The following is a 25678-nucleotide window of genomic DNA, read 5'->3' as shown; positions in this document are numbered from 1 at the left end:
CCCAGGGCAACCTCATGCCATAGGAAATGGTTGAGGCGGCAGATGCGGGACGTGGCGCGGCACAAGGCAGCGTCACGCACAGGACAGGTCAGAAAGGTGGGTCGCCCCGTGGGGTCGGCCGGGGCCGTGGCGGGTGCATCCCGGTCACGGTGACGGGTCGTGGGGGTCGGCGCACCTCCAGCCGACACGCGCGAGGCGCGGGCGGCGACCCGCCGACGGCGTGCTCCAGCCGGAACTCGAGGGCCGAGTGCCGGGCGTCCGGTGCTCGGGGCGGAGGAGGCGGAAGGTCGGCCGCCGCGGGCAGGACGAGGGCGCGGTGGTCGACGGGAGCGGTCTGCCGGGTGCGGCCGGTGGGGTCGGTCCAGGTCATCGTCCCGTCGTCGGCCAGCCGGGCCGACCACCCGCGGCGCTGCTTGACGCGGTGGTGGCGCCGGCACAGGCAGGCGAGGTTGCTCGCGGACGTGGGACCGACGGGCCACGCGAGGACGTGGTCGAGGTCGCAGAACCGGGCGGCGACGTGGCACCCGGGGAAGCGGCAGTGGCCGTCACGCGCCCGGACGAGGGCGGCGAGGCGGGCGCCGGGACGGTAGGCGGCGGTGTCGAGGTGACGTCCCGCGTCGAGCAGTGCGCCGGTGGCCGGGTGCAGCACCGGGCCGGCTGGGGCGTCGACGGCCTCGACCTGGGCGAGCCATCCGCGCGCCACGAGAGCGGGCTCACCGGCGCGGAGGCCGTGGACGGCGACGAGGTCGTCGGGGGCCCCGGCCTGCCGCACTTCGGAGGGCGGAGAGCCGGGCGACCCCGCCGGTGCCACGAACTGGACCCGCAGCTCGACGGTGGCGTTGGTCGTCACGAGGTCGGTCAGCGCCTTGCCCCGGGCTCGTTCGACGTGCGTGCAGATCCCGTCCTCGACGTACCGCTGGGCGAGCGCGTCGATGGCCGCCCACGCCGCGCAGGCCTCCTCGGGGGGGAAGGTGCCGAGCCACGTGTCGACGCCCGGCTCGTCGACCCACCGGCGCAGCCCCGAGGTGGCTCGGGCGCGGACGGCGCGCTGCCGCAGCAGGTCGGGGGAGATGGCCGTGAGCACCCGGCGCACCCGTCGCCGCAGTCGTGTGGCGTCCTCGCGGGCGAACCACGGCGTCAAGGACTCGACGACGCCGGCGGCGAGCTCGGCGGGCACCTCCTCGAGCTCGTGGGCGACGACCTGGGCGCGGTACGCGTCGAGTCGACCCTCGGCCATGGCCGCGTGCAGCCCGCCCAGGCCCGTGCTGGTGTCCGTGCCGGCCGGCCCGTCCGCCGCCCGGCGGACGGCGTCGCGCACGCGCCGCTCGGCGTGGACCGCGGAGAGGGTGAGGACGCCGGAGACGACGGACGGTGCGTCGAGGGCGACGTGCCCGAGCGCCCGGTGGGTGTCGACGACCTCCCCGGACTCGAGCTCGGCCGGCTCGATCGCGGCCAGCCGGACGATGGCTTCGTCCTGCGCGGCAGCGACGACGTCGGCGAGGGACTGGAGCTCGCCGAGCGCGCCGGCCCAGTCGGTGACGGACCCGGACGACCCGGCGGGGGAGAGGACCCCGGCGACGAGCGACCGGGCCGCGACCGCCGCCGCGCACACGTCGGCGGCATCCGCTCGCTTCGCGATGTCGGTGGCCATCGGCACCCCCTCCCCTCGTGTCCCCAGCATACCCCTCGACAGTCTCGGGCGGAAGTGTTGTCCACAGCGAATCTGCCTGTGGCGCAACGGGACAGAGTGCCAAGGGAGGCCGTGGTGACGAGGGTGGCCACGGCCCCTCTCGGCTCTGCGCCACCGCCTCTCAGCCGGCCGCCAGGAACGCGTCGATCTGGTCGATCGCCGACCGCGAGCCCTCCTCCATCCCCATGTCGAGGACCTTCTGGAGCGCCTCGGCGCTCTCGAAGGTGCTCGTGTACGTGGCCGTCGTGCCGCCGTCGGTCGGCTCGAACGTGTAGGTGTTGTGCGAGACCGGGAGGTCGGGGTTCGGCTCGAGCTCGGCGGTGGCGAAGCCGTCGTCGAAGGTGAACCGCCCGGGCGCCTCGACGCCGGTGACGTCCCAGTACCCACCGAAACGCTCGCCCTCGGGGGAGGTCATGTAGTACGTCGAGCGGCTGCCGGGCCGCAGCTCGTGGGACACGAACGTGGCCGGGTACTCCGGTGGGCCCCAGACCTGCTCGAGCTGGCGGGCGTCCTCGTAGAGCGACCACACGCGCTCGACGGGGGCCGCGAACTCCGCGGTGATGGTCAGGCGGCGGTTCTCGACGTCCTTGGTGATGTCGGTGACGGGCATGTCAGGTCTCCTCGCTGAGTAGTGCGTCGATGCGGGCGATCCGTCCCCGCCAGACCTCCTCGAGCTCGGTGAGCATCGAGGAGACCGACCGGACGGCCTCGACGTCGCCGCTGGCCAGTGCCTCGCGGCCGTGGCGCCGCTTGGTCAGCAGGCCCGCCCTCTCGAGGACGGCGACGTGCTTCTGGACGGCGGCGAAGCTCATGTCGTAGCTCGCCGCCAGGGTCGTGACCGAGTGCTCCCCGGCCAGCACCCGGCGCAGGATGTCGCGCCGCGTGCGGTCCGAGAGCGCGTGGAACATGGCGTCCGCCCGGTCCTCGCTCGTCTCGGTCACGGACACAACATACAACCAAACGGTTGTAGGTTGTCAACCCCCGCTGCCACTCGACCGGCCCCACCGGCGCAGCACCGCACGACCCGCTGGCGGGGGACTCGCCGCGGGGACGTGCGAGCGCGCTCAGCCGGCGGTCTCGAGGTTGAGGATGTTCCCGTCGGGGTCGGCGAACCACGCGCTGAGCAGGCCGTCGCCCATCGAGGCCACGCCGTCGGACCAGGTGAGCCCCGGTGCCTCGAAGGTCTGGAACTCGATGCCACCGGCCCGCAGCGCCTCGACCTCGGCGGCGAAGGCCTCCGCGCGGACCTGGAAGGAGACCGCGGTCGCCTTGTTGGTCCCGGCGAACGCGGACGGGTAGACGAACAGCCGCGAGCTGCCGGTCCGGTACATGACGCCCTCGGGCGGCTCACCGTCGGGGACGAGGCCGAGAACGCCCTCGTAGAACTCCCGGGCGCGCGCGAGGTCCTTCACCGCGAGGGTCGGGACAGGGGTGTGGTCGCCGAGCATGGGTCCTCCACGGCGGACCGGGCGACCGTCGTCCGGCCGGCCGTTCCCGACGGTAGGGAGCGCGGGTCCACCGGTCAATGAGCCGACCGGGCCACTCCCGCCCATCGCCGTGACATGACTCTCACCACCGTCGGCGGACACGCCGCGGGGCACTCGGGCGAACGGCCCTCCTGACCTGCGCGGACGCGCATTCCCGACCGTTCTCAGCCCGCTCTGGGTGCGCCCCGTCCCACTTGAGGGCCCCGGCAGGTCTCGGCAGGGTGGTGCTGATGGAGCAGCAGACCCGCAGGCCCGCCCTGCCTGCGCTGACCGGCCTCCGCGCGCTGGCCGCGGTGTGGGTCGTCCTCTTCCACTACCGCGCGGAGGTCCTCGCCCTCGAGCCCGCGCTCGCGCCCCTCGACACCGTGATGAGGGCCGGCTACCTGGGAGTCGACCTCTTCTTCGCCCTGAGCGGCTTCGTCCTCGCCTACACCTACGCGGACCGGATGCGCACCTTCCGCTGGCGCGACACGGGTCGGTTCGTGCGCAGCCGGTTCGGGCGGGTGTGGCCGGTGCACGTCCTCGCGCTGCACGTCGACCTCGTCATCGCCCTCCTCCTCGGCACCCTCGGCCGCACCGTCGAGGACAGCCGGCGCACCGCCGACGCGTACGTCGAGAACCTCGCGATGGTCCACTACTGGGTCAGCGACCGCCCGAGCTTCAACACCCCGGCGTGGTCGATCAGCGCCGAGTGGTTCGCCTACCTCCTGGCCCCGCTGCTCTTCCTCGCCGTCGCACGGCTGCGCCGGGCCGCGACCGCCCTGGCCCTCGCCGCTGCCTCGTACGGCGTCATGCTGTGGATCTTCGCCACCTACGCCCTGCCCAACGGCAACCTCGAGGGGATGTTCTGGGTGCGGATCATGTTCGAGTTCGTCGGCGGGATGCTGCTCTGCCTCGCCTGGGTGCGCGGCGGCGCCCGGCTCGGTCGGCTCGCGCCGGTGCTGCCGGCATCCCTCCTCGTCGTCGCCCTCGTGCCCGCCGCGGCGCACGGTGGCTACTGGATGGCGCCCGCCCTCGGCCTCGGCGTCGCCGCGCTCGCGGCGTCCTCGGGATGGCTGGCCCGGCTGCTGTCCCTGCGCTGGGTCGTCGCGGCCGGCGAGGCCTCATTCGCGCTCTACATGGTCCACTGGCTCTTCGAGTGGCCGGTCGAGCAGGCCGTCGCGCTGGCCCGCGACAACCCCTGGCTCGGCCAGCTCGTCCTCGGCGCCTTCGTCGGTGTGCTCGCCCTCACCTCGTGGCTCGTGCTGCGGTTCGTGGAGCGCCCGGCCCGCCGTCTCGTCGTCGAGGGCCGCCGTCGGTCCGCTCCGCGGTGGCCCACCCGCGCGGACGGCGTCCCGCTCCCGACCCGGCCCACCCTCGCCGCGCTGCGCTGACGTCGCTCGCCCGATGACACCGCGACCGCCCGAGCGGTACCGTCGGCCGGTGGGCATCGCCGCCGACCTCGGCTACGTCCTGCCGCGGCCGAACGCCGGGCAGCGCGCGATGCAGGCCGTGGGGTCGACACGCGCCGGGGCCTGGGTGCTCGCCCGCGTGCTGCCGGCCACCGACCGCGGGGTCGCCCGGCTGACCCGCGGCCGCACGACCCTGTCCGGTGGGGTGAGCGGGCTCCCGACCCTCGTGCTCTCCACGACGGGGAGGCGCAGCGGGCGAGTCCGCGAGGCCCAGCTCATCGGTGTCCCCGTCGGCGACGGGCTCGCACTGCTGGGCACGAACTTCGGCCAGAACCGCACGCCCACGTGGGTGCTCAACCTCGAGGCCGACCCCCGTGCCTCCGTCTCCTACCGGGGCGTGACGTGCGACGTGGTGGCCCGCGCGGTCACCGAGGCCGAGCGGCCCGAGGTCCTGGGCCGGGCGGTGGCGGTCTACCCCGGGTACGCCCGCTACCTCGCCCGGGTCCGCGGTCGCGAGGTGCGGGTCCTCATCCTGGAACGGGCGGACCAGTGACCCGCGGTCGGGAGCCCGGACCGGTGACGAAGTCGGCGACGACCTCGGCGAAACGTTCCGGCCGGTCCTCCTGGACGAAGTGGCCGGCACCCTCGATGACCGTGTGCGCACGGCCCCGCGCACCCGGGATCCTCGACTGCATCCACCGGTCACCACCACGGGTGATCGGGTCACCGTCGCTGAAGGCGGTGAGGAACGGGACCTCGAGGGTGGCCAGCCGCTCCCACGCGGCCCGGTTCGCCGACGCCGCGGGGTCGTCGGGCGTGTTCGGGACGAGCTCCGGGAAGACCCGGATGCCCGTGCTGTGCGCCTCGCTGGGGAAGGGCGCGGCGTAGGCCGCCCGCTCCGCGTCGGTCAGCGGGCGCCGGCAGCCGGAGTCGACCATCCGCCCCACGTCGAGGGTCGGCGCCGAGCGGACCATCCGCCGGAACTGCTGCCACGCCTCCGGCATCGGACGCTCGCCGGTGGGCAGTCCGGTGTTGGACATGACGACCCCGGCGAACCGGTCCGGGTGCTCGGCGAGCAACCGCATCCCGAGCAGCCCGCCCCAGTCCTGGCCGACGTAGTGGACCTGCCGCAGGCCGAGGCGGTCGAAGAGGGCGGCCCGCAGCCACTCCACGTGGGCAGCGAACGAGTACGCCTCCCGGTCGACCGGCTTGTCCGAGCGGCCGCAGCCCACGAGGTCGGGCACGACCACCCGCAGGCCGGCCTCGGCGAGCGGGCCGACCATCCGGCGGTAGAGGTAGCCCCACGTCGGCTCGCCGTGGACGAGGACCACGACCGGCCCGTCCGCGGGACCCGCGCTGACGTGGGCCATCCGCAGGCCGCTCCGCGCGTCGACCTCGACCCAGGCGGGCTCGAGGTCGAACCCCTCGACGACGTCGAACCGGTCGGCCGGGGTGCGCGCGATCTCCATCCGCGCAGTATGTCGCCCCGGCCGGTGGTACCCGGCCCCGACGACCGGGTGCATCCCGGCGCCCGCGGACGGTCAGCCGCCGGAGGGCTCGCGGACCTCGGCCCGGTCGATCTCACCGTCGACGAGGTCCTCGGTGGCCCGGACGAGCAGCGGGTGCAGGTCGGTCTCGCCCCGCCGCACGCGCGCGACGAGCTCGTGGCGCATCCGCGGCTCCCAGAACTTCCTGATGTGCGTCGCGATCTCCTCGGCCGCCTTCTCCGGGGGCAGGGCCTCGAAGTTGCGGACCAGGTCGTGGCCGAGCCGGACGACGGGCGGCACCGAACCGCTCACCGGCGGTGCCTCGCCATCGCCCCCACCGGCATCGACGACGCCTCCGGCGCCTCGCCGGCCTCGGCCCGCGCCGCCTCGGTCGCGACGGTCACCTGCACCGCGGTCACCTTGTACTCGGGGCAGTTGGTCGCCCAGTCCGAGTTCTCGGTCGTCACGACGTTGGCGCCGGTGACCGGGTGGTGGAAGGTCGTGTAGACGACGCCGGCCGGCATCCGCTCGGAGACCAGGGCGGTGAGCCGGGTGGCGCCCACCCGCGAGGACAGCTCGACGACGTCCCCGGTGTGGATGCCCCGCAGCTCGGCGTCCGACGGATGGATCTCGAGGACGTCCTCGGGGTGCCACGTGGAGTTCGGGGTGCGCCGGGTCTGTGCGCCGACGTTGTACTGCGACAGGATGCGCCCCGTCGTCAGGACGAGCGGGAAGCGGCGGTTGGCGCGCTCGGTGGTCGGGACGTAGACGGTCGGGGTCAGCTGCCCGAGCCCGCGGACGAACTGCCCGACGTGCATCGTCGGCGTCCCGTGCGGCGCCGCATCGGTGACCGGCCACTGCATCGAGCCCTCGGCGTCGAGTCGTGCGAACGAGACGCCGGCGAAGGTCGGTGTGGTGGCCGCGATCTCGTCCATGATCTCCGCCGGGGAGCCGTACGACATCGGGTAACCCATGGCGGTCGCGATGTCGCAGACCACCTGCCACTCGTCGCGTCCGACCCGGGACGGCATGACCGGCCGCACCCGGTTGAGGCGGCGCTCGGCGTTGGTGAACGTGCCGTCCTTCTCGAGGAACGAGGTGCCGGGCAGGAAGACGTGGGCGAAGCGCGCGGTTTCGTTGAGGAAGAGGTCCTGGACGACGACCATCTGCATCGAGCGCAGCGCCGCCTCGACGTGCTGGGTGTTGGGGTCGCTCTGCGCGATGTCCTCGCCCTGCACGTACAGCCCGAGGAACGAGCCCCCGATCGCGGAGTCGAACATGTTGGGGATGCGCAGGCCCGGCTCGGGCTGGATGGTGACGCCCCACAGCGACTCGTAGATCTCGCGGACCTCGGGTCGCGAGACGTGCCGGTAGCCCGGGAGCTCGTGCGGGAAGGAGCCCATGTCGCACGAGCCCTGGACGTTGTTCTGGCCGCGGAGCGGGTTGACGCCGACGCCCTCGCGACCGAGGTTGCCGGTGAGCATCGCCAGGTTGGCCATCCCCATGACCATCGTCGAGCCCTGGCTGTGCTCGGTGACGCCCAGCCCGTAGTAGATGGCGGAGTTCGGACCGGCGGCGTACAGCCGTGCGGCGGAACGCAGCTCGTCCGCAGGGATGCCGGTCTCGGCCTCGGTGGCCTCGGGCGAGTGCTCCGGCCGCGCGACGAACTCGAGGTACCCCTCGTGGCCCTCGGTCCGCGTGCGGACGAACTCCTCGTCGAGCAGCCCCTCGGTGACGATGACGTGCGCCATCGCGTTGACGAAGGCGACGTTCGTGCCGGGACGGACCGGGAGGTGGTGCGCGGCCTCGACGTGCGGGCTGCGGACGAGGTCGATCCGCCGCGGGTCGGCGACGATGATCCGGGCGCCGGCCCGCAGCCGCTTCTTCATCCGCGACGCGAACACCGGGTGCGCGTCGGTGGGGTTGGCGCCGATGAGGAGGATGACGTCGGCCTGCTCGACCGACTTGAAGTCCTGGGTGCCGGCCGAGGTGCCGAAGGCGTGGTTGAGCCCGTACCCGGTGGGGGAGTGGCAGACCCGCGCGCACGTGTCGACGTTGTTGTTGCCGAACGCGGCCCGCACCATCTTCTGGACGACGTACACCTCCTCGTTCGTGCAGCGCGAGGACGAGATGCCGCCGATCGAGCCGACGCCGTGCTCGGCCTGGATGGCCCGGAAGCCCTCGGCGACCCGGGCGATCGCCTCCTCCCAGGACACCTCGCGCCACTCGTCGTCGATCGTGTCGCGGACCATCGGCGAGAGCCGCCGGTCGTCGTGGGCGGCGTACCCGTAGGCGAAGCGACCCTTGACGCACGAGTGGCCCTCGTTCGCGCCCCCGTCCTTCCAGGGAGTCATCCGCACGACCCGGGTGTCGTCGCCCGAGCCCTGGACCTCGGCCTTGAACGAGCAGCCGACACCGCAGTACGCGCAGGTCGTGACGACCGAGCGGGTCGGCATCCCGAGCTTGACGACCGACCGCTCGACGAGCGCGTCGGTGGGGCAGGCCTGCACGCAGGCGCCGCACGAGACGCACTCGGAGTGCAGGAAGTCGGTGCCACCGGCGGAGATCCGGGAGTCGAAGCCGCGGCCCTCGACGGTGAGGGCGAAGGTGCCCTGGGTCTCCGAGCAGGCCCGCACGCAGCGCGAGCAGACGATGCAGGCCGCCGGGTCGTAGTCGAAGTACGGGTTGGAGTGGTCGGTGGTGTCGGTGAGGTGGCTCGCGCCGTCGAGGCCGTAGCGGACCTCGGCGACCCCCGTCTCGCGGGCCCACTTCTGCATCTCGCAGTTCCCGCGGGCGCAGCCGTCGCAGTCGGTCGGGTGGTCCGAGAGGTAGAGCTCCATGACGTTCCGGCGCAGGTCCTGCACCTGCTCGGTGCGGGTGCTCACGACCATCCCGTCGGCGCACGGCGTCGTGCAGGACGCCGGCGTGCCCTTGCCGCCCTCGACCTCGACGAGGCAGAGCCGGCAGGAGCCGAACGCCTTGAGCGAGTCGGTGGCGCACAGCCTCGGGATCTCGATGCCGGCCTCGGCGGCGGCCCGCAGCACCGAGGTGCCGGCGGGCACGGTGACCTCGCGCCCGTCGATGGTGACGGTGGCCGTCGTGTCGGACACGACGCGCGGTGTGCCGTAGTCGGTCTCGGCGCCCGGGGTGCCGGGTCGCTCGTCGATGGTCGTCATGGCCGCGCTCCTCCGTGGGTGCTCGTGGCGGACTCGGGCATCGCGTCGGTGGCGGCGTCGGCCGTGGCGGGCTCGACGCCGAAGTCCTCCGGCCAGTGCTCGAGGGCGCTGCGGACGGGCATCGGGGTCAGCCCGCCCATCGCGCACAGCGACCCCTTGGTCATCGTCGCGCAGAGGTCCTCGAGCAGGATGAGGTTGGCCTCGCGCTGCGTGCCGGCCCGGATCCGGTCGATCACCTCGACGCCCCTGGTCGAGCCGACCCGGCACGGCGTGCACTTGCCGCAGGACTCCTTGGCGCAGAACTCCATCGCGAACCGGGCCATCGCGCCGGCGTCCATTGAGTCGTCGAACACGACGATCCCGCCGTGGCCGACCATCGCGTCGGCGGCGGCGAACTCCTCGTAGTCGGTCGGCAGGTCGAACTTCGACGGCGGCAGGTACGCCCCGAGCGGCCCGCCCACCTGCACCGCCTTGACCGGCCGGCCGGACGCGGTGCCGCCGCCGAAGTCCTCGACGAGCTCGCGCAGCGGGATGCCGAAGTCGGCCTCCACGATGCCGCCGCGGGCGACGTTGCCGGCGAGCTGGAACACCTGCGTGCCGCGCGAGCGCCCGGTGCCGAGCGCGGCGTACGCGGCGCCGCCGTCGGCGAGGACCATCGGGACGGCCGAGAGGGTGAGCACGTTGTTGACGACGGTCGGCTGCCCGAAGAGCCCCTGGAGCGCCGGGATCGGCGGCTTGGCCCGCACCTCGCCCCGCTTGCCCTCCAGCGAGTCGAGCATCGAGGTCTCCTCGCCGCAGATGTAGGCGCCGGCCCCGACGCGCACGTCGAGGTCGAAGCGGCGCCCGCTGCCGAGGACCGAGGCGCCGAGCAGCCCGTGGGCGTAGGCGATCTCGATGGCCCGGCGCAGCGTCCGGACCGCGTGCGGGTACTCGGAGCGCAGGTAGACGAACCCCTCCGTGGCGCCGACCGCGACGGCGGCGATGGCCATCCCCTCGATGAGGGTGAACGGGTCGCCCTCGATGAGCATCCGGTCGGCGAAGGTGCCCGAGTCGCCCTCGTCGGCGTTGCAGCAGACGAACTTCACGTCGGCCGACGCGGTGCGGACCGTCTCCCACTTGATGCCCGCGGGGAAGCCCGCGCCGCCGCGTCCGCGCAGCCCGGACTCGGTCACCTCGGCGACGACCTGCTCCCCGGAGAGGGTCAGCGCCCGCTCGAGACCGGCCAGGCCGCCGTGGGCCCGGTATGCGGCGAGGTCGGTGGGCTCGACGACCCCCACCCGGGCGAAGGTGACGCGGTGCTGGCGGACCAGCCACGGGTGCTCGTCGACGACGCCGACGCAGCGGTCGGTGTCGTCGAGGGCGCCGGTGAGCAGGGCGGCGACGTCGGTCGGCTCGACGTTCGCGTACCCCACCCGGCCGCGGTCGGTCTCGACCTCGACGAGGGGCTCGAGCCATAGCATCCCGCGGGACCCGTTGCGCCGCACGGTGGCCCCGGCGGCCGCGAACGCCTCGGCGACGGCATCGGCGCCGACCGACACGGCGGCGGCGTCGCAGGGCACCCAGACCGTGGTGCTCATGCCTCCCACCCCTCGGTGAGGGCGTCGAGCCGCTCGGGGGTGAGCCGGCCGTGCAGCGCACCGTCGAGGGTGCCGGACGGGCCGAGGGCGCAGTTGCCGAGGCAGAACACCTCGCCGACCTCCACCGCCGTCGAGCCGCCGAAACGGTCCGACGCCGCGGCGAACGTCGCCTCCGCGCCCCGGGCCTGGCAGGCCTCGGCGCGGCACAGGCTGACGCGGTGCGCGGCCGGGGCCGTGCGCCGGAAGTCGTGGTAGAAGCTCAGCACCCCGAGGACGTCGGCCCGGCTGAGGTTGAGCACGTCGGCGACGACCGGCACGTCGTCGTCGTGGACGTACCCGTGCGTCGCCACGACCTCGTGGAGCACCGGCAGCAGCGGGCCGCGGATGCCCGCGAGCTGCTCGGTGATGGCCCGCACGGAGGCCGCGCGCTCGGCGTCGGCGGGCGCCGGGGCGGGCGCGGGACCGGGTCCTCGCTGGGGCACGTCGTCCACCTCTCTGTGGGATGACTCCTGCCGAGCGTACGTCGGGCCGGGCCGTCGCGGCAGGTGTCGGACCCGGGTGACGCGTGCCCAGACCGTGTCGTCTTGTTCCGCGAGACGCACCACGGTGCGCCATGCGCAACAGTGCGGGGCTCAGGCCCGCACGGGGTACACCGTCTCCGGGATCTCCGGCCGAATCCGGTCCTCGACGAAGATGCCGTGCCAGAGCAGCACGACGAGGACGGTCCAGATCTTGCGCGACAGGTCGAACGGTCCGGCCCGGTGCTCGTCGATCATCCGCAGGACGGCCTGCTTGTCGACGAGGTCGTCGGCGCCGGACTCGAGGACGATGCCGCGCGCCCACTCGTACATCTCGTCCTTGAGCCAGTGCCGGATCGGCACCGGGAAGCCCAGCTTCGGGCGGTTGAGCACGTGCGGCGGGACGATGAGCTCCATCGCCCGGCGCAGGGCGTACTTCGTCGTCCCGTGGGTCAGCTTCTCGTCGACGGCGAGGCCGGCCGCGGCGTCGAACACGACCGTGTCGAGGAACGGCACGCGCAGCTCGAGGCTGTTCGCCATCGTCATCTTGTCGGCCTTGACGAGGATGTCGCCGCGCAACCAGGTGAAGAGGTCGACGTACTGCATCCGGGTCGAGCCGTCGAGGTGCGTCGTCGCCGCGTAGTGCTCCGCCGTGACGTCGGCGTGCCCGACGGCGGGGTCGAAGGACCTGAGGAAGCCCATCTCCTCGGGCCGGAAGATGCGGGCGTTGCCGTAGTAGCGCTGCTCGAGGGTGAGCGACCCACGGCGCAGGAGGTCCTTGCCGCGCACGCCCTCGGGGATGAGGGTCGAGGCCCGGCCGAGACCGCGGCGCAGCGGGCCGGGCACCTTGTCGAACGGCGCGAGCGAGATCGCCTCGTGGTAGATCGTGTAACCGCCGAAGAGCTCGTCGGCGCCCTCGCCGGAGAGGACGACCTTGACGTGCTTGCGGGCCTCGCGGGCGATGAAGTAGAGCGGGACGAGGGCGGGGTCGGCCACCGGGTCGTCGAGGTACCAGACGATGAGCGGCAGGGTGTCCATCATCTCCTGCGGCGTGACGACCTTCGTGATGTGCTCCACGCCGATCGCCGCCGCCGACTCCGCCGCGACGTCGATCTCCGAGTAGCCCTCCCGTTCGAAGCCGGTCGTGAAGGTCAGCAGGCCGGGGTTGTGCCGCTTGGCCAGCGCCGCGATGGCGGTCGAGTCGATGCCGCCGGAGAGGAACGAGCCGACGGTGACGTCGGCGCGCATGTGCTTGGCGACCGAGTCCTCGAGCGCGTCGGCGATCCGGCGGTAGAGGGCCTGTTCGTCGCTCGAACGGCGCGGCCGGAAGTCCGGGCGGAAGTAGCGTTCGGCCCGCAGCGTGTCGCCGGGCCGCAGGGTGAAGGACGTGCCGGACTCGACCCGCCCGATGCCCTCGTGCAGGGTGGCCGGCTCGGGGACGTACTGCAGCTCGAGGTAGTGCTGCAGCGCCCGGGTGTCGACGGTGCGTCGCTCCGGCGCGAGGTCGAGGAGCACCTTCTTCTCGGACGCGAAGAAGGTGCCGCGCTCGTCGGTCATCGTGAACAGCGGTTTGATGCCGAACGGGTCGCGGGCCCCGAAGGCCACCCGCTCCCGGCTGTCCCAGATGACGAAGGCGAACATCCCGCGCAGCTCGGAGACCACGGCCGGCCCGAGGTGGTGGTAGCCCGCGACGATCGTCTCGGTGTCGCCGTCGGTCGCGAACCGGGCGCCGAACTCGTCGGTGAGCCGCTGCCGCAGCTCGGGGTAGTTGTAGATCTCACCGTTGAAGACGATGTGGTAGCGGCCGTCCTCGTAGGGCAGCGGCTGGTGCGAGTGCTCGATGTCGATGATCGAGAGCCGGCGGAAGCCGAGGACGACGTCGTCGTCGGACCACACCCCGTCGTCGTCGGGCCCGCGGTGGCGCATGTCCTTGAGGGCGTCGGTGACTCCGCCGGCCAGCGCCGGGGCGTGCCCGTCCGGGGTGATGACTGCGAAGAGGCCGCACATGGGACGGATGCTTCCACGTCCGTGGCTCCCGGCACGAACCCGGCCGCCACCCGTGCGAGCCCCGTCGGGGTCAGTCCGGTGGGATCGGGGGACCGACGACCTCGAGGCCGAACCGCGGTCCCACCTCGTTCCAGCGCGCGATCTCGTCCTCGATCGTGCGGCCCTCGCCCGGGCCGGGCACGTGCATCGACGACGCCGGCACCCCCACCTCGTCGTAGAGGTCCATCAGGCCGCCCGGCGTGGTCAGCGCGAGGAAGCGGGCGGGGGCGTCGCCGACGATCCGGAAGGCGTGCGGCAGGGCGCGCGGGAGGTGGACGAACGAGCCGGGGCCGAGCTCGAACACGTCCTCGCCCGCGCGGTAGCGCACGCGCCCCTCGAGGACGTAGAACGCCTCGGCCTCGTGGGTGTGGCGGTGGAAGGGCGTGGCGGTGCCGACCGGCTGGGTGACGAGCGAGACCCCGAGGAGCCCGTCGGTCTGGCTCGCGGTCACGAGGTGCTCGAAGAGCGACCCCATGGCCCAGGTGCCCGGCCCGTCCCCGGCCCGGTGGAGAACGACGTCACCCATGACGCCTCCCGATCAATTGGTCCGAACTTGCTTCGGACGAATACTGGTACGGTAGGACCCGTGACCGACGCCGTCAAGCCCCGCCGCTACCGCTCCCCCCGGCGGGCCGCGCAGGCCGAGGCGACCCGCCGGGCCGTGCTCGACGCCGCCCGCCACCTCTTCACGACGCAGGGGTACGCGGGTACCGCGGTCGGCGAGGTCGCCCGCCGGGCCGGGGTCTCGCTCGACACGGTGTACGCGAGCGTCGGCCGCAAGCCCGAGCTGGTCCTCGCCGTCCACGACATGGCCCTGGCCGGCGCCGACGAGCCCGTGCCGTCGACCGAGCGGGACTACGTGGCGGCGGTCCGCGCCGCCCCGAGCGCCCGCGCGAAGCTCGAGGTGTATGCCGCTGCCCTGGGCCGCCGGCTGCCGCAGGTCGTCCCGCTCGCGGAGTCGCTGCGCGAGGCGGCGGCCACCGACGCCGGATGTCGCCGGGTGTGGGAGGCACTCGAGGAGCGGCGGGCCGCGAACATGCGGGTGCTCGCCGCCGACCTGCGGGCCGGAGGAGGGGTGCGGCCCGACCTCGACGACGCGGAGGTGGCCCACCGGCTGTGGGTCGGCAACAGTGCGTCCTACTACCGGCTGGCCACCGCGGGCGGCCGCGGGCCCGAGGACTACGTCGCCCTCGTCCTCGACACCTGGACCCGGACCCTCCTGGCCGATTAGGGCGCCGCTGCCCCCGCTGGTAGCCTTGCTGACTGCCGTCAGATCGGCCGCGGATCAGAGAGAGCCCCGGTGAACCAGCCCGGGAGCGCCGCGCAGCAGACACCACGAAGGAGAGTCGTCGCCCCATGCCGCTGAGCACCGACGTCAAGAAGCAGATCATCGCCGAGTACGGCACCGCCGAGGGCGACACCGGCTCGCCGGAGGTCCAGGTCGCGCTGCTGACGCAGCGCATCAAGGACCTCACCGAGCACAGCCGGACGCACAAGCACGACCACCACTCCCGTCGTGGCCTGCTGCTCCTCGTCGGCCGTCGCCGCCGCCTCCTGCGCTACCTGGAGAGCATCGACGTCGAGCGCTACCGCTCGCTCATCAAGCGCCTCGGTCTGCGTCGTTGAGACTTCCGAGAGGGCGGTCCTCACATCCGTGTGGGGACCGCCTTCTCGCATGAGCGGCGCTGCCGCTCGCGAAGAACCCCACAACTGAACACCGTCAGCTGTGACCGGTGCCGCCCCGTGCGGCGCCACCTGAAGGACACACCCGCGCACAACGACGATGCGCGTGCGTGAATGACACGAGAGAAGGAGGCCCCATGGAGGGTCCCGAGATCACTGCGACCGAAGCCGTCATCGACAACGGCAGCTTCGGCACCCGTACCGTCCGGTTCGAGACCGGACGCCTGGCCAAGCAGGCCGGAGGCGCTGTTGCCGCCTACCTGGACGAGGACACGATGCTCCTCTCCACCACCACCGCCGGGAAGAGCCCGCGCGAGGGGTTCGACTTCTTCCCCCTGACCGTCGACGTCGAGGAGCGGATGTACGCCGCGGGCAAGATCCCCGGCTCGTTCTTCCGTCGTGAGGGCCGCCCCTCGACCGACGCGATCCTCACCTGCCGCCTCATCGACCGCCCGCTGCGCCCGACCTTCCGCAAGGGCCTGCGCAACGAGGTCCAGGTCGTCATCACGGTGCTGTCGCTCAACCCCGACCACCAGTACGACGTCCTCGCGATCAACGCCGCGAGCGCCTCGACCCAGATCTCCGGCCTGCCGTTCTCCGGCCCGGTCGGTGCCGTCCGGGTCAGCCTGATCGACGGCCAGTGGGTCGCGTTCCCGAACTTCAGCGACATCGAGCGCTCGACGTTCGACATGGTCGTGGCCGGCCGCGTCGCCGGTGACGACGTCGCGATCATGATGGTCGAGGCCGAGTCCACCGAGCACACCTGGGACCTCGTCAAGACGATGGGCAAGCAGGCTCCCACCGAGGAGATCGTCGCGCGGGGCCTCGAGGCCGCCAAGGGCTTCATCAGGACCCTCTGCGACGCCCAGGCCGAGCTCGCCGCCACCGCGGCCAAGCCGGTCCAGGAGTTCCCGATCTTCCTCGACTACGAGGACGACGCGTACGCCGCCGTCGAGTCGGCCACCAGCGCCGACCTCGCCGCGGCCCTCCAGATCGCCGGCAAGCAGGAGCGGGAGGAGCGCATCGACGCGATCAAGGAGTCGATGAAGGCCTCCCTCGCCGAGCAGTTCGAGGGTCGGGAGAAGGAGCTCTCCGCCGCCTACCGGTCGGTGCAGAAGAAGCTCATCCGTGAGCGCATCCTGCGTGACAAGGTCCGCATCGACGGCCGTGGCCTCGCCGACATCCGCGCCCTGAGCGCCGAGGTCGAGGTCCTGCCGCGGGTGCACGGCTCGGCGATCTTCGAGCGCGGCGAGACCCAGATCATGGGTGTCACCACGCTGAACATGCTCCGCATGGAGCAGCAGCTCGACACCCTCTCGCCGGTGACGCGCAAGCGCTACATGCACAACTACAACTTCCCGCCGTTCTCCACCGGTGAGACCGGGCGCGTCGGCTCGCCGAAGCGCCGCGAGATCGGCCACGGGGCGCTCGCCGAGCGTGCGCTCATGCCGGTCCTGCCGACGCGTGAGGAGTTCCCCTACGCGATCCGCCAGGTCTCCGAGGCGCTGGGCTCCAACGGCTCGACCTCGATGGGCTCGGTCTGCGCGTCCACCCTGTCGCTGCTCAACGCCGGTGTGCCGCTGCGCGCCCCGGTCGCCGGCATCGCGATGGGCCTGGTCTCCGCGGAGGTCGACGGGCAGACGCAGTACGCGGCGCTCACCGACATCCTCGGTGCCGAGGACGCCTTCGGCGACATGGACTTCAAGGTCGCCGGCACCCGCGAGTTCGTCACGGCCATCCAGCTCGACACCAAGCTCGACGGCATCCCCGCCGACGTGCTGGCCGGCGCGCTGACCCAGGCCCGCGACGCCCGCTTCCACATCCTCGACGTCATGAACGAGGCCATCGACGCCCCCGACGAGATGAGCCCCTACGCTCCTCGCGTCATCTCGGTGACGGTCCCGGTCGACAAGATCGGCGAGGTCATCGGCCCGAAGGGCAAGATGATCAACCAGATCCAGGACGACACCGGCGCCCAGATCTCGATCGAGGACGACGGCACCATCTACATCGGTGCCACCGACGGCCCGTCGGCGGAGGCGGCCCGCGCGGCCATCAACGCCATCGCCAACCCGCAGATGCCGGAGATCGGCGAGCGCTTCCTCGGGACCGTCGTCAAGACGACGACCTTCGGGGCGTTCATCTCGCTCCTGCCCGGCAAGGACGGCCTGCTGCACATCTCCGAGGTGCGCAAGCTCGTCGGCGGCAAGCGGATCGACGCCGTCGAGGACGTCCTCGCGGTCGGCCAGAAGATCCAGGTCGAGCTCAAGGAGATCGACCCGCGCGGCAAGCTCTCCCTCGCGGCGGTCATCGCCGAGGGTGAGGAGGGGGCCGACGAGGCGCCGGCCACGACGTCGGCGCCGGCCCCGGCCGACGCGGACGACGCGGACGAGGTCGACGGTGACGAGTCCGCCGACTCCGGTGACTCGGACGAGGCGGGCGACCGTCCGCGCCGCACCCGTCGCCGGCGCGGCGGCCGTGGCCGCGGCGAGCGTGCCGACGCGGGCGAGGCCCCGGCCGACGCCTGACCGGCGCACGACCACGACGGCGCGTCACCCCTCGGGGTGGCGCGCCGTCGCCGTCCCCACGAGGGCGGCCCTTCGGTGACGATGGCACCTTCGTGCCACGGCGCCGGCCGGCGGTGGACTAGCGTGGGGACGGCACGGCCGGGGGGAACGGCCGGGTCGGTCGAGACAGGGGGAGTGCAGTGGACGACGTGAGCAGCGGGACCATGACGGTGGAGGCCGCGGAACCCGGGGTGCACCCGGACGGCCGCGACGCACCGGGGGAGGGCGCGCCCGACGCGCTCTCGTGGCCGGAGCCGGCCGAGCCCGCCGAGCTGCCCGAGGGCGGCGCGGCCTGGGCGTGAGCCGGGGGCACACGACGAGGCCCGCACCCCGGTGGGTGCGGGCCTCGTCGTGGTGGGCTCAGGCGGCCCTGCGCGGGCGCAGCCGCACAGGTGCACTCCAGCGCATCTCCATCCGGGTGCGACCCCGGTCGTCGGTCACCGGCACCCAGCGCGCGGCCAGGCCGGTGCGGGTCGTCGTGGTGGCGCCCTTCTTCATCGCGGGCCCCCTTTCGTCGCGTTCACCTGCTGTTCACCTCGAGGATAGCGGTTTGCCGCCTCGAAGGTGAACAGCACGTGAACGACGGCGCGGCCGGTCCGGCCCGTGGGACACGCCGCGGTGGGGACTCCTCCCCATGTCGGACGGCGCGCCCCTGTGGTCGAATCGACCCGAGCGCGGGCGTCGGCCCGGGCCGAGGAGGGGAGAGACGCAATGCACGACCCGATGGAGGACCTGCTCGACGTCCGCGACGACATCGACCGCGCGGCGCAGCGGTTCGAGCGTGCCGCGGCCCGTCGCACGGACACCGAGGGCAGCGACCCCGACGGCGTCGTCACCGTCGCGGTGACGGCCGAGGGCCGGCTGACGGCCGTCCGCGTCCGGGCCGGGTGGGAGGCCACCGTGGACGCCGAGTCCCTCGGCGGAGCGGTCCTCGCGGCGGTCGCGGACGCCGGAGCGAACGCGGCCCGGGCCTGGGGCGCGGGACTCGCCGAGGAGCTCGACGAGCCCCGGCCGATGACCCGACCGCTCCCGGGCGTCGCGGGCAGCCTGGCCGAGGGCCTGGACGAGGTGACCGACCGCGAGACGCTCGTGCGGTCCGAGCCGGCCACCCTCGAGGCGATGGCCACCCTCCTCGAGCAGATGCTCGGTGAGCTCGACGAGGTCGTCGAGGAGGTGCAGCAGGTCGGGAGCCGCACCGTGGAGGGGCGGGCCGCGGGTTCCGACGTCGTCGTCACCCTCTCGGGCGCGGCCGCGGTCACCGGGGTCACCATCGGCCCCCGCGCCGCCGAGCGGCACGCGGCGAACATCTCGCGCCTCGTCATGGAGGCCTACGCCGACGCGCTGGCCAAGGTCGCCGAGCACGGGGTCGAGCAGGTCCTCGACCGCTCGGTCTTCGGTGAGCTGCACCGGCTCTCGACCGACCCCCTCGCCCTCGCCGACCGGCTCCGGGCCCGCTGAGCACGACGGAGGAGACCGACGATGACCACACTCAAGGCGGCACTGCAGGCCCTCGGCGACGACGCCGCGGTCTGGGACGAGGTGTCGCAGACGCTGAGCACCGCGTCCCTGACGGCCGCCGTCCAGACGCTGAGCATCACCAGCCTCTCGTGGGCGGCCGGCGTCGTGGGGCTCGACACGACGTACGAGTCCTACCGCAGCAAGGTGCACGACCTGCTCGACGGCGGGTCCACCGAGACCGGCACCATCGCCACCGGCCTGCGCAAGGTCAAGACCACCTACGAGGGCTCCGACGCCGCGGCCGTGGACCGGCTGCGCTCCGCGTGGGCCCCCACGACGGACTGAGAGGGAGACGGACATGGACGAGCTCATCCAGCGCATCGAGGACCTGATCCAGCGGATCAAGGACAAGCTCGACTCGCTCCTCGGCGTGGTCAACGACTTCCTCGGCTGGATCCCGTGGGGACTCGGCTGGCTCGCGGACAAGGTCCGCGACGCCTGGGACTACCTCGTCGGGAAGTTCAACGACTTCTGGGACCGGCTGACCTACATCACGACGAACATGGGCGACCGCGACCAGCTGAGCACCTCGGCGAACGCCTGGTCCTCGCAGGTCGCCGGTCCGGTCAGCGCGAAGAAGGACGCCGTCGACGCCTCGGCCGTGCTGCGCGCCGACGACACCTGGGAGGGTGACGCCGCCGACGCCTACGCCGGCCGGGCCAAGCTGCACCAGACGGCGCTGGAGAAGGTGGTCACGACGTACGTCACGACCATCAGCACGGCGCTCGACACCGTGCGCGGCGGCCTGACGAAGTTCTACATGGGCCTCATCACCGCACTCGGGGCGCTCGTCGTCGGCATCATCTCGGCGCTCGCCTCCTCGGCGACGATCTTCGGCATCCCCGCGGGCATCTTCATCGCCGCCGGCGCCGCCCTCGTGGCCGTCGGGGCGTTCTACACGGGCGGCGAGCTGCTCAAGAGCGACTGCACGTCGGCGAAGAACACCCTGACCCAGAAGATGAACGACAACAACGGCTTCCCCGACGGGGCGTGGCCGAGCGGGGCGGTCCTGTGACGGACTCCGGGCGGGCGGTGCTGCGGCTGGTCGCCGCGGCGCTGCTCGTCGTCGTCGGGGTCCTCCTGACGACGATGGCGCCGGAGGCGGTGGCCCCGGACGCCTCCGGGGCCACGCTGGGGTCGTGGCAGGCCGGGGCGCTGCTCGGGGTCCTCGCCGCCCTGCTCGTCGCCCTCGGCAGCGGGATGCAGCTCGCCGACCGGTCGGCTCGCGGCGTGCTGCGCGGGGCCGTCGTCCTCGGCTGGGTCGCAGTGCTCGTCCTCGCGCTCGGCGGCCTGCTCGGGGTCGTCCAGGGCGACGCGGCGGACGCGGCCGTGGGCGTCGCGTTCATCCTCGCCGTGCCCGCCGCGGGTGCGGTGGTCCTCGCCCTCCAGGGCCGCTCGGCCCCGGGGCACGCCACGGACTGACCTGCGGCCGGCCGCCGCGGGCTGGCTACAGTGGCCGCCATGAGTGGGACGAAGGTCGCCGTCGTCGGGGCCGCGGGCCGGATGGGGCGGGCGGTCTGCGCCGCGGTCGAGGCGGCCGACGACCTCGAGCTCGTCGGGTGCTTCGACGCCGGCGACGACCTCGGCGACCTCTCCGGGGCCGACGTCGCCGTCGAGTTCTCGGTGCCCGACGCCTCGCCGGCCAACGTGGCCCACTGCGTCGCGCAGGGGGTCCACGTCGTCGTCGGCACGACCGGGTGGACCGACGAAGGACTCGACACGCTGCGCGGGCAGCTGGCGCAGGCGCCCGGAGTCGGCGTGCTCGTCGCCCCCAACTTCGCCGTCGGCGCCGTCCTCCTCATGGACTTCGCCCGCCGGGCCGCCCCGTTCTTCGAGTCGGTCGAGGTCGTCGAGCTGCACCACCCGGACAAGGTCGACGCCCCGTCCGGCACCGCGGCCCGCACCGCCGAGCTGGTCGGCGCCGCCCGCGACGCCGCCGGCTGCGACCCCGTCCCGGACGCCACGACGCACGACCCCGACGGCGCCCGCGGGGCCCGCGTGCACGGCGTCCCGGTGCACTCGGTGCGGCTGCGCGGCCTCGTCGCGCACCAGGAGGTCCTCCTCGGCGGTCCGGGCGAGATGCTCACCCTCCGGCACGACTCCTTCGACCGCGCGTCCTTCATGACCGGCGTCCTCGCGGCGGTCCGCGAGGTCGGCTCGCGCCCCGGGCTCACCGTCGGCCTCGAGCACTACCTCGGCCTCGGGTGACCACGCTCGTCGGTCTCGAGCTCACCGGGCGCCGCGTCGTCGTCGTCGGGGCCGGGACGGTCGGTGTCCGGCGGGTGCGGCGGTTCGTCGAGGACGGCGCCCGCGTGGTCCTCGTCGACCCCGCCCCCTCCGACGACGCCCGGCGCATCGCCTCGCACGGCGACGTCGAGCTGCTCGAGCGCCCCGTCGAGGAGCGCGACGTCGACGGCGCCTGGCTCGTGGTGGCGGCCACCTCCGACCTCGAGGCCAACGCCCGGGTCGTCGCGTGGTGCGAGGAGCGCCGCACCTTCTGCGTCGACGCCTCCGACGGCGCAGCGGGCTCGGCCCGGGTGGCGGCGTCGAGCACGCACGGCGACCTGCGGATCGGGGTCGTGGGGACGGGGGCTCCCGACCCGCGACGGGCCGCGGCGGTGCGCGACGCCCTCGGCCGGTTCCTCGAGTCCGGCCAGGTCGACCTGCGCCGGCGCCGCGCGGGAGCGGGACGGGTGGTCCTCGTCGGCAGCGGTCCCGGGGCGGCGGGTCTCGTGACGACCGCCGGCCTCGAGGCGCTCGCGACCGCCGACGTCGTCGTCACCGACCGGCTCGGCGCGACGTGGCTCCTCGAGCAGCTGCCGGACGACGTCGAGGTGGTCAACGTCGGCAAGAGCCCGACCAACCACCCCGTGCCGCAGGCCGAGATCAACCGGCTCCTCGTCGAGCACGCCCGGGCCGGGCGCACGGTCGTCCGGTTCAAGGGCGGCGACCCGTACGTCTTCGGCCGGGGTGGCGAGGAGGTGCACGCCTGCCGGGCGGCGGGTGTCGAGGTCGACGTCGTCCCGGGGGTCACCTCCGCCTTCTCGGTCCCCGCGCTCGCCGGCATCCCGGTCACCCAGCGCGGTGTCGCGACCTCCGTGCTCGTCACCTCCGGCCACGCCGGCGCCGACCCGGCGATGCTCGGCGCGCTCGCCGGCGGCGCGACCGTCGTCCTCCTCATGGCCGTGTCGGCGATGCCTCGCATCTGCGCGGCGGCGCTCGAGCACGGCGTCGCGGCCGACCTGCCCGTCGCCGCCGTCGAGAAGGGCTCGACCGCGCACGAGCGGGTCACCCGCGCCACCGTCGCCACCGCGGCCGAGGTGTTCGCCGCCGCGGGCGTCCGCCCCCCCGCCGTCGTCGTCGTCGGGCGGGTGGCGGCCGAGGGGTTCCTCGACGACCCCGTGTGCGCCACGCCCCCGGGCCCCTCGACCGACGATGGCTGAGCCCGCCCTCGTCGTCTGCGGCCACGGCACCCGAGACCCCGCCGGCCGGGCGGTCGTCGCGGACGCGGTCGCCGCGGTGGCCGCCCGGCTGCCCGGAGTCGAGGTCCGGGAGGCCTACGTCGACGTCCACGGCCCGGCGGTGGGCGCGGTCGTCGCGAGCCTGCCGCGCCGCCGGGACGGCCGTTCCGGCGTCGTCGTCCCGCTGCTGCTCGCCGCCGGGTACCACGTGCGGGTCGACCTCGCGGCCGCCGTCGCCGACCGCCTGGACGTCGTCGTCACCCCCGCCCTGGGGCCGGACGACCGCCTCGTCGACCTCCTCCTGGCTCGGATGGAGGCTGCCGGCGTGCCTCGTGACGCCGACATCGTCCTCGCCCCGGCCGGATCGAGCGACGACCGGGCGCAGGCGGACTCGCAGGAGACCGCCCGGCGGCTCGCCGCGCGCTGGGGTGCGCCGGTGCGGCTGGGCTACGCCGCGGGACCATCGCCGTCCGTGGCCGACGCACTCGCCGCGACCGACGGGGAGCGGCTGACGGCGGTGGTCTCCTACCTGCTCGCGCCGGGGTTCTTCCAGCGGCGGCTCGACGCCAGCGGCGCCGACGTCGTCACGGCGCCCCTGCTGCCGGACGCCCGGGTCGTCGACGTCGTCCTCGACCGGTACGGGTCGGCGCTGCGCTCAGGACCAGCCGACGGCACGGAGCACCGCGGCCGTGAGGGCGGCCCCGGCGACGACGACGAGGAAGTTCGCCCGTAGGAGGAGCAGCCCGACGGCGACGAGCAGCGCGGCGGCCCGGGCGTCGAGCACCAGCGTGCCGCCGTCGCCGACGACCGTCTGCACGGCGACGAGCGCGGCGAGCAGCGAGACGGGCAGGAGGGCGATGACCCGCGAGCGGCGCGGTCCCTCGACCCACGTCGCGGGCACGAGGTACCCCGCGAGCTTGAGGGCGTAGGCGGCCGCGCAGGCGATCAGCACCGTCGTCCACGTCGTCACGGCAGGGGGTCCGACCCGTCGAGCTCACCGGGTCGCGCGGTGGGCGATGACTCGTGGCGGCCGGTGTGCCGCAGGCCGACCGCGACGGCCGCGAGCACCGCGAGGATGACCGGCACCCCGGGTGGCAGGACGGGGCTGGTCACGAGGGCGACGAAGACGGCGAGCACGGCGGTCGCCGCGGCGTCCCCGCTGCGCAGCCGGGGCCAGAGCAGCGCGGCGAAGGCCGCGGCCGCTGCGGCGTCGAGCCCGTAGGTGCGCGGGTCGCCCAGCGCGTTGCCGACGAGCGCGCCGACGAGGGTCATGAGGTTCCAGCCCACGAAGACGGCGATCCCGGTGAGCCAGAACCCGAGCCGCTGCGCCGGGGGCTCCGGCTGGCCGACGCCGACGGCGGTCGACTCGTCGATGGTCACCTGGGCCGCGGCCAGCCGGCGCAGGCCGGAGACGCCGAGGAAACGCGAGGTCTGGAGGGCGTAGAGGCCGTTGCGCACGCCGAGCAGGGTCGAGGTGGCGACGGCCGCCGCACCGCTCCCGCCGGCCCCGAGGACCCCGACGACGGCGAACTGCGAGCCCCCGCTGAAGAGCAGCAGCGAGAGCGCCTGGGTCTGCCAGACGTCGAGCCCGGACGCCACGGACAGCGCGCCGAAGGAGACGCCGTAGAGGCCGGTCGCGCCGCCGACCGAGAGTGCCTGCCGGCGCACCTCGCGCCGTCGGGCGTCGGGCAGGCCGGCACCCGCCCCCGGCGCGGCGTCGGTCACGGCCGGTCGGGGTCGTCGAGCCGGGCGAGCACCCGGACCTCGCGCAGCGTCTCGCCCTCGGGCGAGACGACCCGGTCGCGGTAGGCGCCGTCCGGCCCGAGCCCCGAGTCCGCGAGGAAGCCGCGGGTGGCCTCGTCGTCGGCGGGCAGCCACGCGGTGACCGTGTCGGCGCCGGCCTCGCGGAGCACGTCGACGGCGGCGTTGACCAGCCGTGAGCCGTGGCCCTGGCGCCGGGCGTCCGGGTGGACCGCGAGGAGGGTCACCTCGCCCCAGCCGCCCTCGGCGTCGGGGTCCTGGGACGGGCCGAGCGCGACGGCGCCCACGACCTGCTCGCCGGCGCACGCGACGAGCAGCCGGTGCACGCCCTCGGGCGGGCGGGTCAGTCCCTCGCGCCACGCACGGGCGAAGGCGTCCGGCTCGAAGAGGGCGAGGACCTCCTGCGGCAGCCGGCCGGCGTACGTCGCGCGGAAGACCTCGGCCTGGACGCGGCCGACCGCCGGCGCGTCGTTGGGCCGGGCACGGCGCACGCTCGCGTCGGCGACCGGTCCCGGCCCGTGCTGGTGGTCGTGCGCGTCGCCGTGCGCGTGCGGGTGCTCGTGGCCGGCCATCAGTGCCCCCGGAACGCCGGCTCGCGCCGTTCGGTGAAGGCGGCGCGGCCCTCGCGCAGGTCCTCGCTCGACCAGGCCCGGGCGAAGGCGGCCTCGTAGCGGGCCACCCCGGCCGCGTCGTCGTGGTGGGCGTCGAAGCCGATCTTGGAGCCGGCCTGGGCCAGCGGTGCCAGCCGGGTGGCGGCGGTCGCCAGCGCGACGGCGTCCTCGAGGCCACCCCGGCGCTGGGCGAAGCCGAGCCGCCAGGCGTCGTCGGCGTCGAGCACGGCGGCGGTGAGGACCAGGTGCCGGGCCGCTCCCTCGCCCCAGAACCGGGCGAGCCGGTCGATGGTCCAGTGGTCGACCATGAGACCGAGCCGCGCGACCGGGACGGCGAAGCGCGCGGAGTCGGCGACGACCCGCACGTCGCAGGCGAGTGCGAGCTGCATCCCGAGGCCCATGCACGAGCCCTCGACCGCGGCCACGGTCAGCACCGGCAGGCCGGCGAGGTGGGTGAGCACCTCGGCGAGCCGCTGGGTGAACGAGACGTCCTCGAGCTCGGTGAGGTCGGCCCCGGAGCAGAAGTGGCCCTCGCTGCCCGTGAGCACGAGCGCCCGGGCCCCGGTGGCGACCGACTCGGCCACCGCCGCGTGGAGCTGCTCGAGCGCCTCGAGGTCGAGGGCGCCCCGCCGGTGCGGCCGGTCGATCGTCACGACGGCGACGTCGTCGGTGCGGGAGGCGTGGACGGGCATCCCCCGACCCTAC

Annotated in this window: 29 protein-coding genes; 13 read left to right on the top strand and 16 right to left on the bottom strand. The window is 74.0% G+C overall.

What is annotated here, in order from left to right:
• Positions 1-88: 88 nt before the first annotated feature.
• From PKA89_RS02030 to PKA89_RS02015, 4 genes are all read right to left on the bottom strand, one after another.
• Entirely contained in the window at positions 89-1651 is a 1563-nt protein-coding gene (locus tag PKA89_RS02030) for an HNH endonuclease signature motif containing protein (RefSeq protein WP_324416097.1), read from the bottom strand.
• Positions 1652-1811: 160 nt separating this feature from the next.
• Positions 1812-2300 (bottom strand): SRPBCC domain-containing protein, encoded by a 489-nt coding sequence (locus PKA89_RS02025; RefSeq protein WP_324416094.1) that lies wholly within the window; start codon positions 2298-2300, stop codon positions 1812-1814.
• A 1-nt stretch (position 2301) separates the two neighbouring features.
• Positions 2302-2631 carry a metalloregulator ArsR/SmtB family transcription factor gene (locus tag PKA89_RS02020; RefSeq protein WP_324416092.1) on the bottom strand — a complete coding sequence of 110 codons (330 nt, stop codon included), beginning with the start codon at positions 2629-2631 and terminating at the stop codon, positions 2302-2304.
• 123 nt (positions 2632-2754) lie between these two features.
• Complete coding sequence (locus tag PKA89_RS02015) at positions 2755-3138, bottom strand: VOC family protein (protein ID WP_324416090.1); 384 nt, start codon at positions 3136-3138, stop codon at positions 2755-2757.
• Between the two features lie 269 nt (positions 3139-3407).
• Between PKA89_RS02015 and PKA89_RS02010 the strand changes: the two genes are divergently transcribed.
• On the top strand, positions 3408-4550 hold the full coding sequence (locus PKA89_RS02010; RefSeq protein ID WP_324416088.1) for an acyltransferase: 1143 nt from the start codon (positions 3408-3410) through the stop codon (positions 4548-4550).
• A gap of 49 nt (positions 4551-4599) precedes the next feature.
• On the top strand, positions 4600-5121 hold the full coding sequence (locus PKA89_RS02005) for a nitroreductase family deazaflavin-dependent oxidoreductase (RefSeq protein WP_324416086.1): 522 nt from the start codon (positions 4600-4602) through the stop codon (positions 5119-5121).
• Here the strand turns inward: PKA89_RS02005 and PKA89_RS02000 are convergent.
• The 7 genes from PKA89_RS02000 to PKA89_RS01970 form a co-directional block, all read right to left on the bottom strand.
• On the bottom strand, positions 5096-6037 hold the full coding sequence (locus PKA89_RS02000) for a haloalkane dehalogenase (protein WP_324416084.1): 942 nt from the start codon (positions 6035-6037) through the stop codon (positions 5096-5098). The two genes, PKA89_RS02005 and PKA89_RS02000, sit on opposite strands and share 26 nt — an antisense overlap.
• Before the next feature lie 72 nt (positions 6038-6109).
• The gene (locus PKA89_RS01995; protein WP_324416081.1) at positions 6110-6367 is read right to left on the bottom strand and encodes a formate dehydrogenase subunit delta; all 258 of its coding nucleotides are present in this window, start codon (positions 6365-6367) and stop codon (positions 6110-6112) included.
• Positions 6364-9231, bottom strand: a complete 2868-nt coding sequence (gene fdhF / locus PKA89_RS01990; RefSeq protein WP_324416079.1) for a formate dehydrogenase subunit alpha — start codon at positions 9229-9231, stop codon at positions 6364-6366. Before fdhF ends, PKA89_RS01995 begins: the two co-directional genes overlap by 4 nt.
• Positions 9228-10808, bottom strand: coding sequence for an NADH-ubiquinone oxidoreductase-F iron-sulfur binding region domain-containing protein (locus tag PKA89_RS01985; RefSeq protein ID WP_324416076.1), 1581 nt, complete (start codon positions 10806-10808; stop codon positions 9228-9230). Before PKA89_RS01985 ends, fdhF begins: the two co-directional genes overlap by 4 nt.
• Positions 10805-11290, bottom strand: coding sequence for an NAD(P)H-dependent oxidoreductase subunit E (locus PKA89_RS01980; protein ID WP_324416074.1), 486 nt, complete (start codon positions 11288-11290; stop codon positions 10805-10807). Before PKA89_RS01980 ends, PKA89_RS01985 begins: the two co-directional genes overlap by 4 nt.
• 150 nt (positions 11291-11440) lie before the next feature.
• A complete protein-coding gene (gene asnB, locus PKA89_RS01975; protein ID WP_324416072.1) occupies positions 11441-13333 on the bottom strand; it encodes an asparagine synthase (glutamine-hydrolyzing) in 1893 nt (630 codons plus the stop codon).
• A 70-nt stretch (positions 13334-13403) separates the two neighbouring features.
• Entirely contained in the window at positions 13404-13898 is a 495-nt protein-coding gene (locus tag PKA89_RS01970; protein WP_324416070.1) for a cupin domain-containing protein, read from the bottom strand.
• A 60-nt stretch (positions 13899-13958) separates the two neighbouring features.
• On the opposite strand from PKA89_RS01970, the gene PKA89_RS01965 reads away from it, so the two are divergent.
• From PKA89_RS01965 to PKA89_RS01950, 4 genes are all read left to right on the top strand, one after another.
• On the top strand, positions 13959-14603 hold the full coding sequence (locus PKA89_RS01965; protein ID WP_324416068.1) for a TetR/AcrR family transcriptional regulator: 645 nt from the start codon (positions 13959-13961) through the stop codon (positions 14601-14603).
• A 125-nt stretch (positions 14604-14728) separates the two neighbouring features.
• Entirely contained in the window at positions 14729-14998 is a 270-nt protein-coding gene (gene rpsO / locus PKA89_RS01960; protein WP_324416066.1) for a 30S ribosomal protein S15, read from the top strand.
• A gap of 194 nt (positions 14999-15192) precedes the next feature.
• A complete protein-coding gene (locus tag PKA89_RS01955; RefSeq protein WP_324416064.1) occupies positions 15193-17583 on the top strand; it encodes a polyribonucleotide nucleotidyltransferase in 2391 nt (796 codons plus the stop codon).
• Between the two features lie 188 nt (positions 17584-17771).
• Positions 17772-17924: a hypothetical protein gene (locus tag PKA89_RS01950; RefSeq protein ID WP_324416062.1), complete on the top strand. Its 153-nt coding sequence runs from the start codon at positions 17772-17774 to the stop codon at positions 17922-17924.
• Positions 17925-17982: 58 nt separating this feature from the next.
• Here PKA89_RS01950 and PKA89_RS01945 read toward each other — a convergent pair whose 3' ends face one another.
• Positions 17983-18120 carry a hypothetical protein gene (locus PKA89_RS01945; protein ID WP_324416060.1) on the bottom strand — a complete coding sequence of 46 codons (138 nt, stop codon included), beginning with the start codon at positions 18118-18120 and terminating at the stop codon, positions 17983-17985.
• Positions 18121-18333: 213 nt separating this feature from the next.
• On the opposite strand from PKA89_RS01945, the gene PKA89_RS01940 reads away from it, so the two are divergent.
• Genes PKA89_RS01940 through PKA89_RS01910 form a run of 7 tightly spaced genes read left to right on the top strand, consistent with a single transcriptional unit; the run spans position 18334 to position 23334 of the window.
• Entirely contained in the window at positions 18334-19080 is a 747-nt protein-coding gene (locus tag PKA89_RS01940; RefSeq protein ID WP_324416058.1) for a YbaB/EbfC family nucleoid-associated protein, read from the top strand.
• Between the two features lie 21 nt (positions 19081-19101).
• Positions 19102-19425 carry a hypothetical protein gene (locus tag PKA89_RS01935; RefSeq protein WP_324416056.1) on the top strand — a complete coding sequence of 108 codons (324 nt, stop codon included), beginning with the start codon at positions 19102-19104 and terminating at the stop codon, positions 19423-19425.
• 13 nt (positions 19426-19438) lie between these two features.
• Entirely contained in the window at positions 19439-20155 is a 717-nt protein-coding gene (locus PKA89_RS01930) for a hypothetical protein (RefSeq protein WP_324416054.1), read from the top strand.
• The gene (locus tag PKA89_RS01925) at positions 20152-20562 is read left to right on the top strand and encodes a hypothetical protein (protein WP_324416052.1); all 411 of its coding nucleotides are present in this window, start codon (positions 20152-20154) and stop codon (positions 20560-20562) included. The genes PKA89_RS01930 and PKA89_RS01925 overlap by 4 nt, the downstream gene beginning before the upstream one ends.
• A gap of 39 nt (positions 20563-20601) precedes the next feature.
• The gene (gene dapB / locus PKA89_RS01920; protein WP_324416050.1) at positions 20602-21348 is read left to right on the top strand and encodes a 4-hydroxy-tetrahydrodipicolinate reductase; all 747 of its coding nucleotides are present in this window, start codon (positions 20602-20604) and stop codon (positions 21346-21348) included.
• Positions 21345-22583, top strand: coding sequence for a uroporphyrinogen-III C-methyltransferase (gene cobA, locus PKA89_RS01915; protein ID WP_324416048.1), 1239 nt, complete (start codon positions 21345-21347; stop codon positions 22581-22583). The genes dapB and cobA overlap by 4 nt, the downstream gene beginning before the upstream one ends.
• Entirely contained in the window at positions 22576-23334 is a 759-nt protein-coding gene (locus PKA89_RS01910) for a CbiX/SirB N-terminal domain-containing protein (RefSeq protein ID WP_324416046.1), read from the top strand. The genes cobA and PKA89_RS01910 overlap by 8 nt, the downstream gene beginning before the upstream one ends.
• Here PKA89_RS01910 and PKA89_RS01905 read toward each other — a convergent pair.
• Genes PKA89_RS01905 through PKA89_RS01890 form a run of 4 tightly spaced genes read right to left on the bottom strand, consistent with a single transcriptional unit; the run spans position 23257 to position 25665 of the window.
• Entirely contained in the window at positions 23257-23571 is a 315-nt protein-coding gene (locus tag PKA89_RS01905; RefSeq protein WP_324416044.1) for an AzlD domain-containing protein, read from the bottom strand. The two genes, PKA89_RS01910 and PKA89_RS01905, sit on opposite strands and share 78 nt — an antisense overlap.
• Complete coding sequence (locus PKA89_RS01900; protein WP_324416492.1) at positions 23568-24293, bottom strand: AzlC family ABC transporter permease; 726 nt, start codon at positions 24291-24293, stop codon at positions 23568-23570. The genes PKA89_RS01905 and PKA89_RS01900 overlap by 4 nt, the downstream gene beginning before the upstream one ends.
• Positions 24294-24322: 29 nt before the next feature.
• Complete coding sequence (locus tag PKA89_RS01895) at positions 24323-24934, bottom strand: GNAT family N-acetyltransferase (protein ID WP_324416042.1); 612 nt, start codon at positions 24932-24934, stop codon at positions 24323-24325.
• A complete protein-coding gene (locus PKA89_RS01890; RefSeq protein ID WP_324416040.1) occupies positions 24934-25665 on the bottom strand; it encodes an enoyl-CoA hydratase-related protein in 732 nt (243 codons plus the stop codon). The genes PKA89_RS01895 and PKA89_RS01890 overlap by 1 nt, the downstream gene beginning before the upstream one ends.
• Between the last annotated feature and the right edge of the window lie 13 nt (positions 25666-25678).

Source organism: Phycicoccus sp., from assembly GCF_035325325.1.
Lineage (GTDB): Bacteria > Actinomycetota > Actinomycetes > Actinomycetales > Dermatophilaceae > Phycicoccus.
The sequence above is the reverse complement of the archived record's forward strand: the minus strand, read 5'-3'. Positions and strand labels throughout refer to the sequence as shown.

Coding starts and splice junctions, on each gene's coding strand:
- PKA89_RS02030 (WP_324416097.1), bottom strand. CDS start 1,651: ATGGCCACCGACATCGCGAAGCGAGCGGATGCCGCCGACGTGTGCGCG.
- PKA89_RS02025 (WP_324416094.1), bottom strand. CDS start 2,300: ATGCCCGTCACCGACATCACCAAGGACGTCGAGAACCGCCGCCTGACC.
- PKA89_RS02015 (WP_324416090.1), bottom strand. CDS start 3,138: ATGCTCGGCGACCACACCCCTGTCCCGACCCTCGCGGTGAAGGACCTC.
- PKA89_RS02010 (WP_324416088.1), top strand. CDS start 3,408: ATGGAGCAGCAGACCCGCAGGCCCGCCCTGCCTGCGCTGACCGGCCTC.
- PKA89_RS02000 (WP_324416084.1), bottom strand. CDS start 6,037: ATGGAGATCGCGCGCACCCCGGCCGACCGGTTCGACGTCGTCGAGGGG.
- fdhF (WP_324416079.1), bottom strand. CDS start 9,231: ATGACGACCATCGACGAGCGACCCGGCACCCCGGGCGCCGAGACCGAC.
- PKA89_RS01985 (WP_324416076.1), bottom strand. CDS start 10,808: ATGAGCACCACGGTCTGGGTGCCCTGCGACGCCGCCGCCGTGTCGGTC.
- asnB (WP_324416072.1), bottom strand. CDS start 13,333: ATGTGCGGCCTCTTCGCAGTCATCACCCCGGACGGGCACGCCCCGGCG.
- PKA89_RS01970 (WP_324416070.1), bottom strand. CDS start 13,898: ATGGGTGACGTCGTTCTCCACCGGGCCGGGGACGGGCCGGGCACCTGG.
- rpsO (WP_324416066.1), top strand. CDS start 14,729: ATGCCGCTGAGCACCGACGTCAAGAAGCAGATCATCGCCGAGTACGGC.
- PKA89_RS01955 (WP_324416064.1), top strand. CDS start 15,193: ATGGAGGGTCCCGAGATCACTGCGACCGAAGCCGTCATCGACAACGGC.
- PKA89_RS01945 (WP_324416060.1), bottom strand. CDS start 18,120: ATGAAGAAGGGCGCCACCACGACGACCCGCACCGGCCTGGCCGCGCGC.
- PKA89_RS01940 (WP_324416058.1), top strand. CDS start 18,334: ATGCACGACCCGATGGAGGACCTGCTCGACGTCCGCGACGACATCGAC.
- PKA89_RS01935 (WP_324416056.1), top strand. CDS start 19,102: ATGACCACACTCAAGGCGGCACTGCAGGCCCTCGGCGACGACGCCGCG.
- PKA89_RS01930 (WP_324416054.1), top strand. CDS start 19,439: ATGGACGAGCTCATCCAGCGCATCGAGGACCTGATCCAGCGGATCAAG.
- dapB (WP_324416050.1), top strand. CDS start 20,602: ATGAGTGGGACGAAGGTCGCCGTCGTCGGGGCCGCGGGCCGGATGGGG.
- PKA89_RS01910 (WP_324416046.1), top strand. CDS start 22,576: ATGGCTGAGCCCGCCCTCGTCGTCTGCGGCCACGGCACCCGAGACCCC.
- PKA89_RS01895 (WP_324416042.1), bottom strand. CDS start 24,934: ATGGCCGGCCACGAGCACCCGCACGCGCACGGCGACGCGCACGACCAC.
- PKA89_RS01890 (WP_324416040.1), bottom strand. CDS start 25,665: ATGCCCGTCCACGCCTCCCGCACCGACGACGTCGCCGTCGTGACGATC.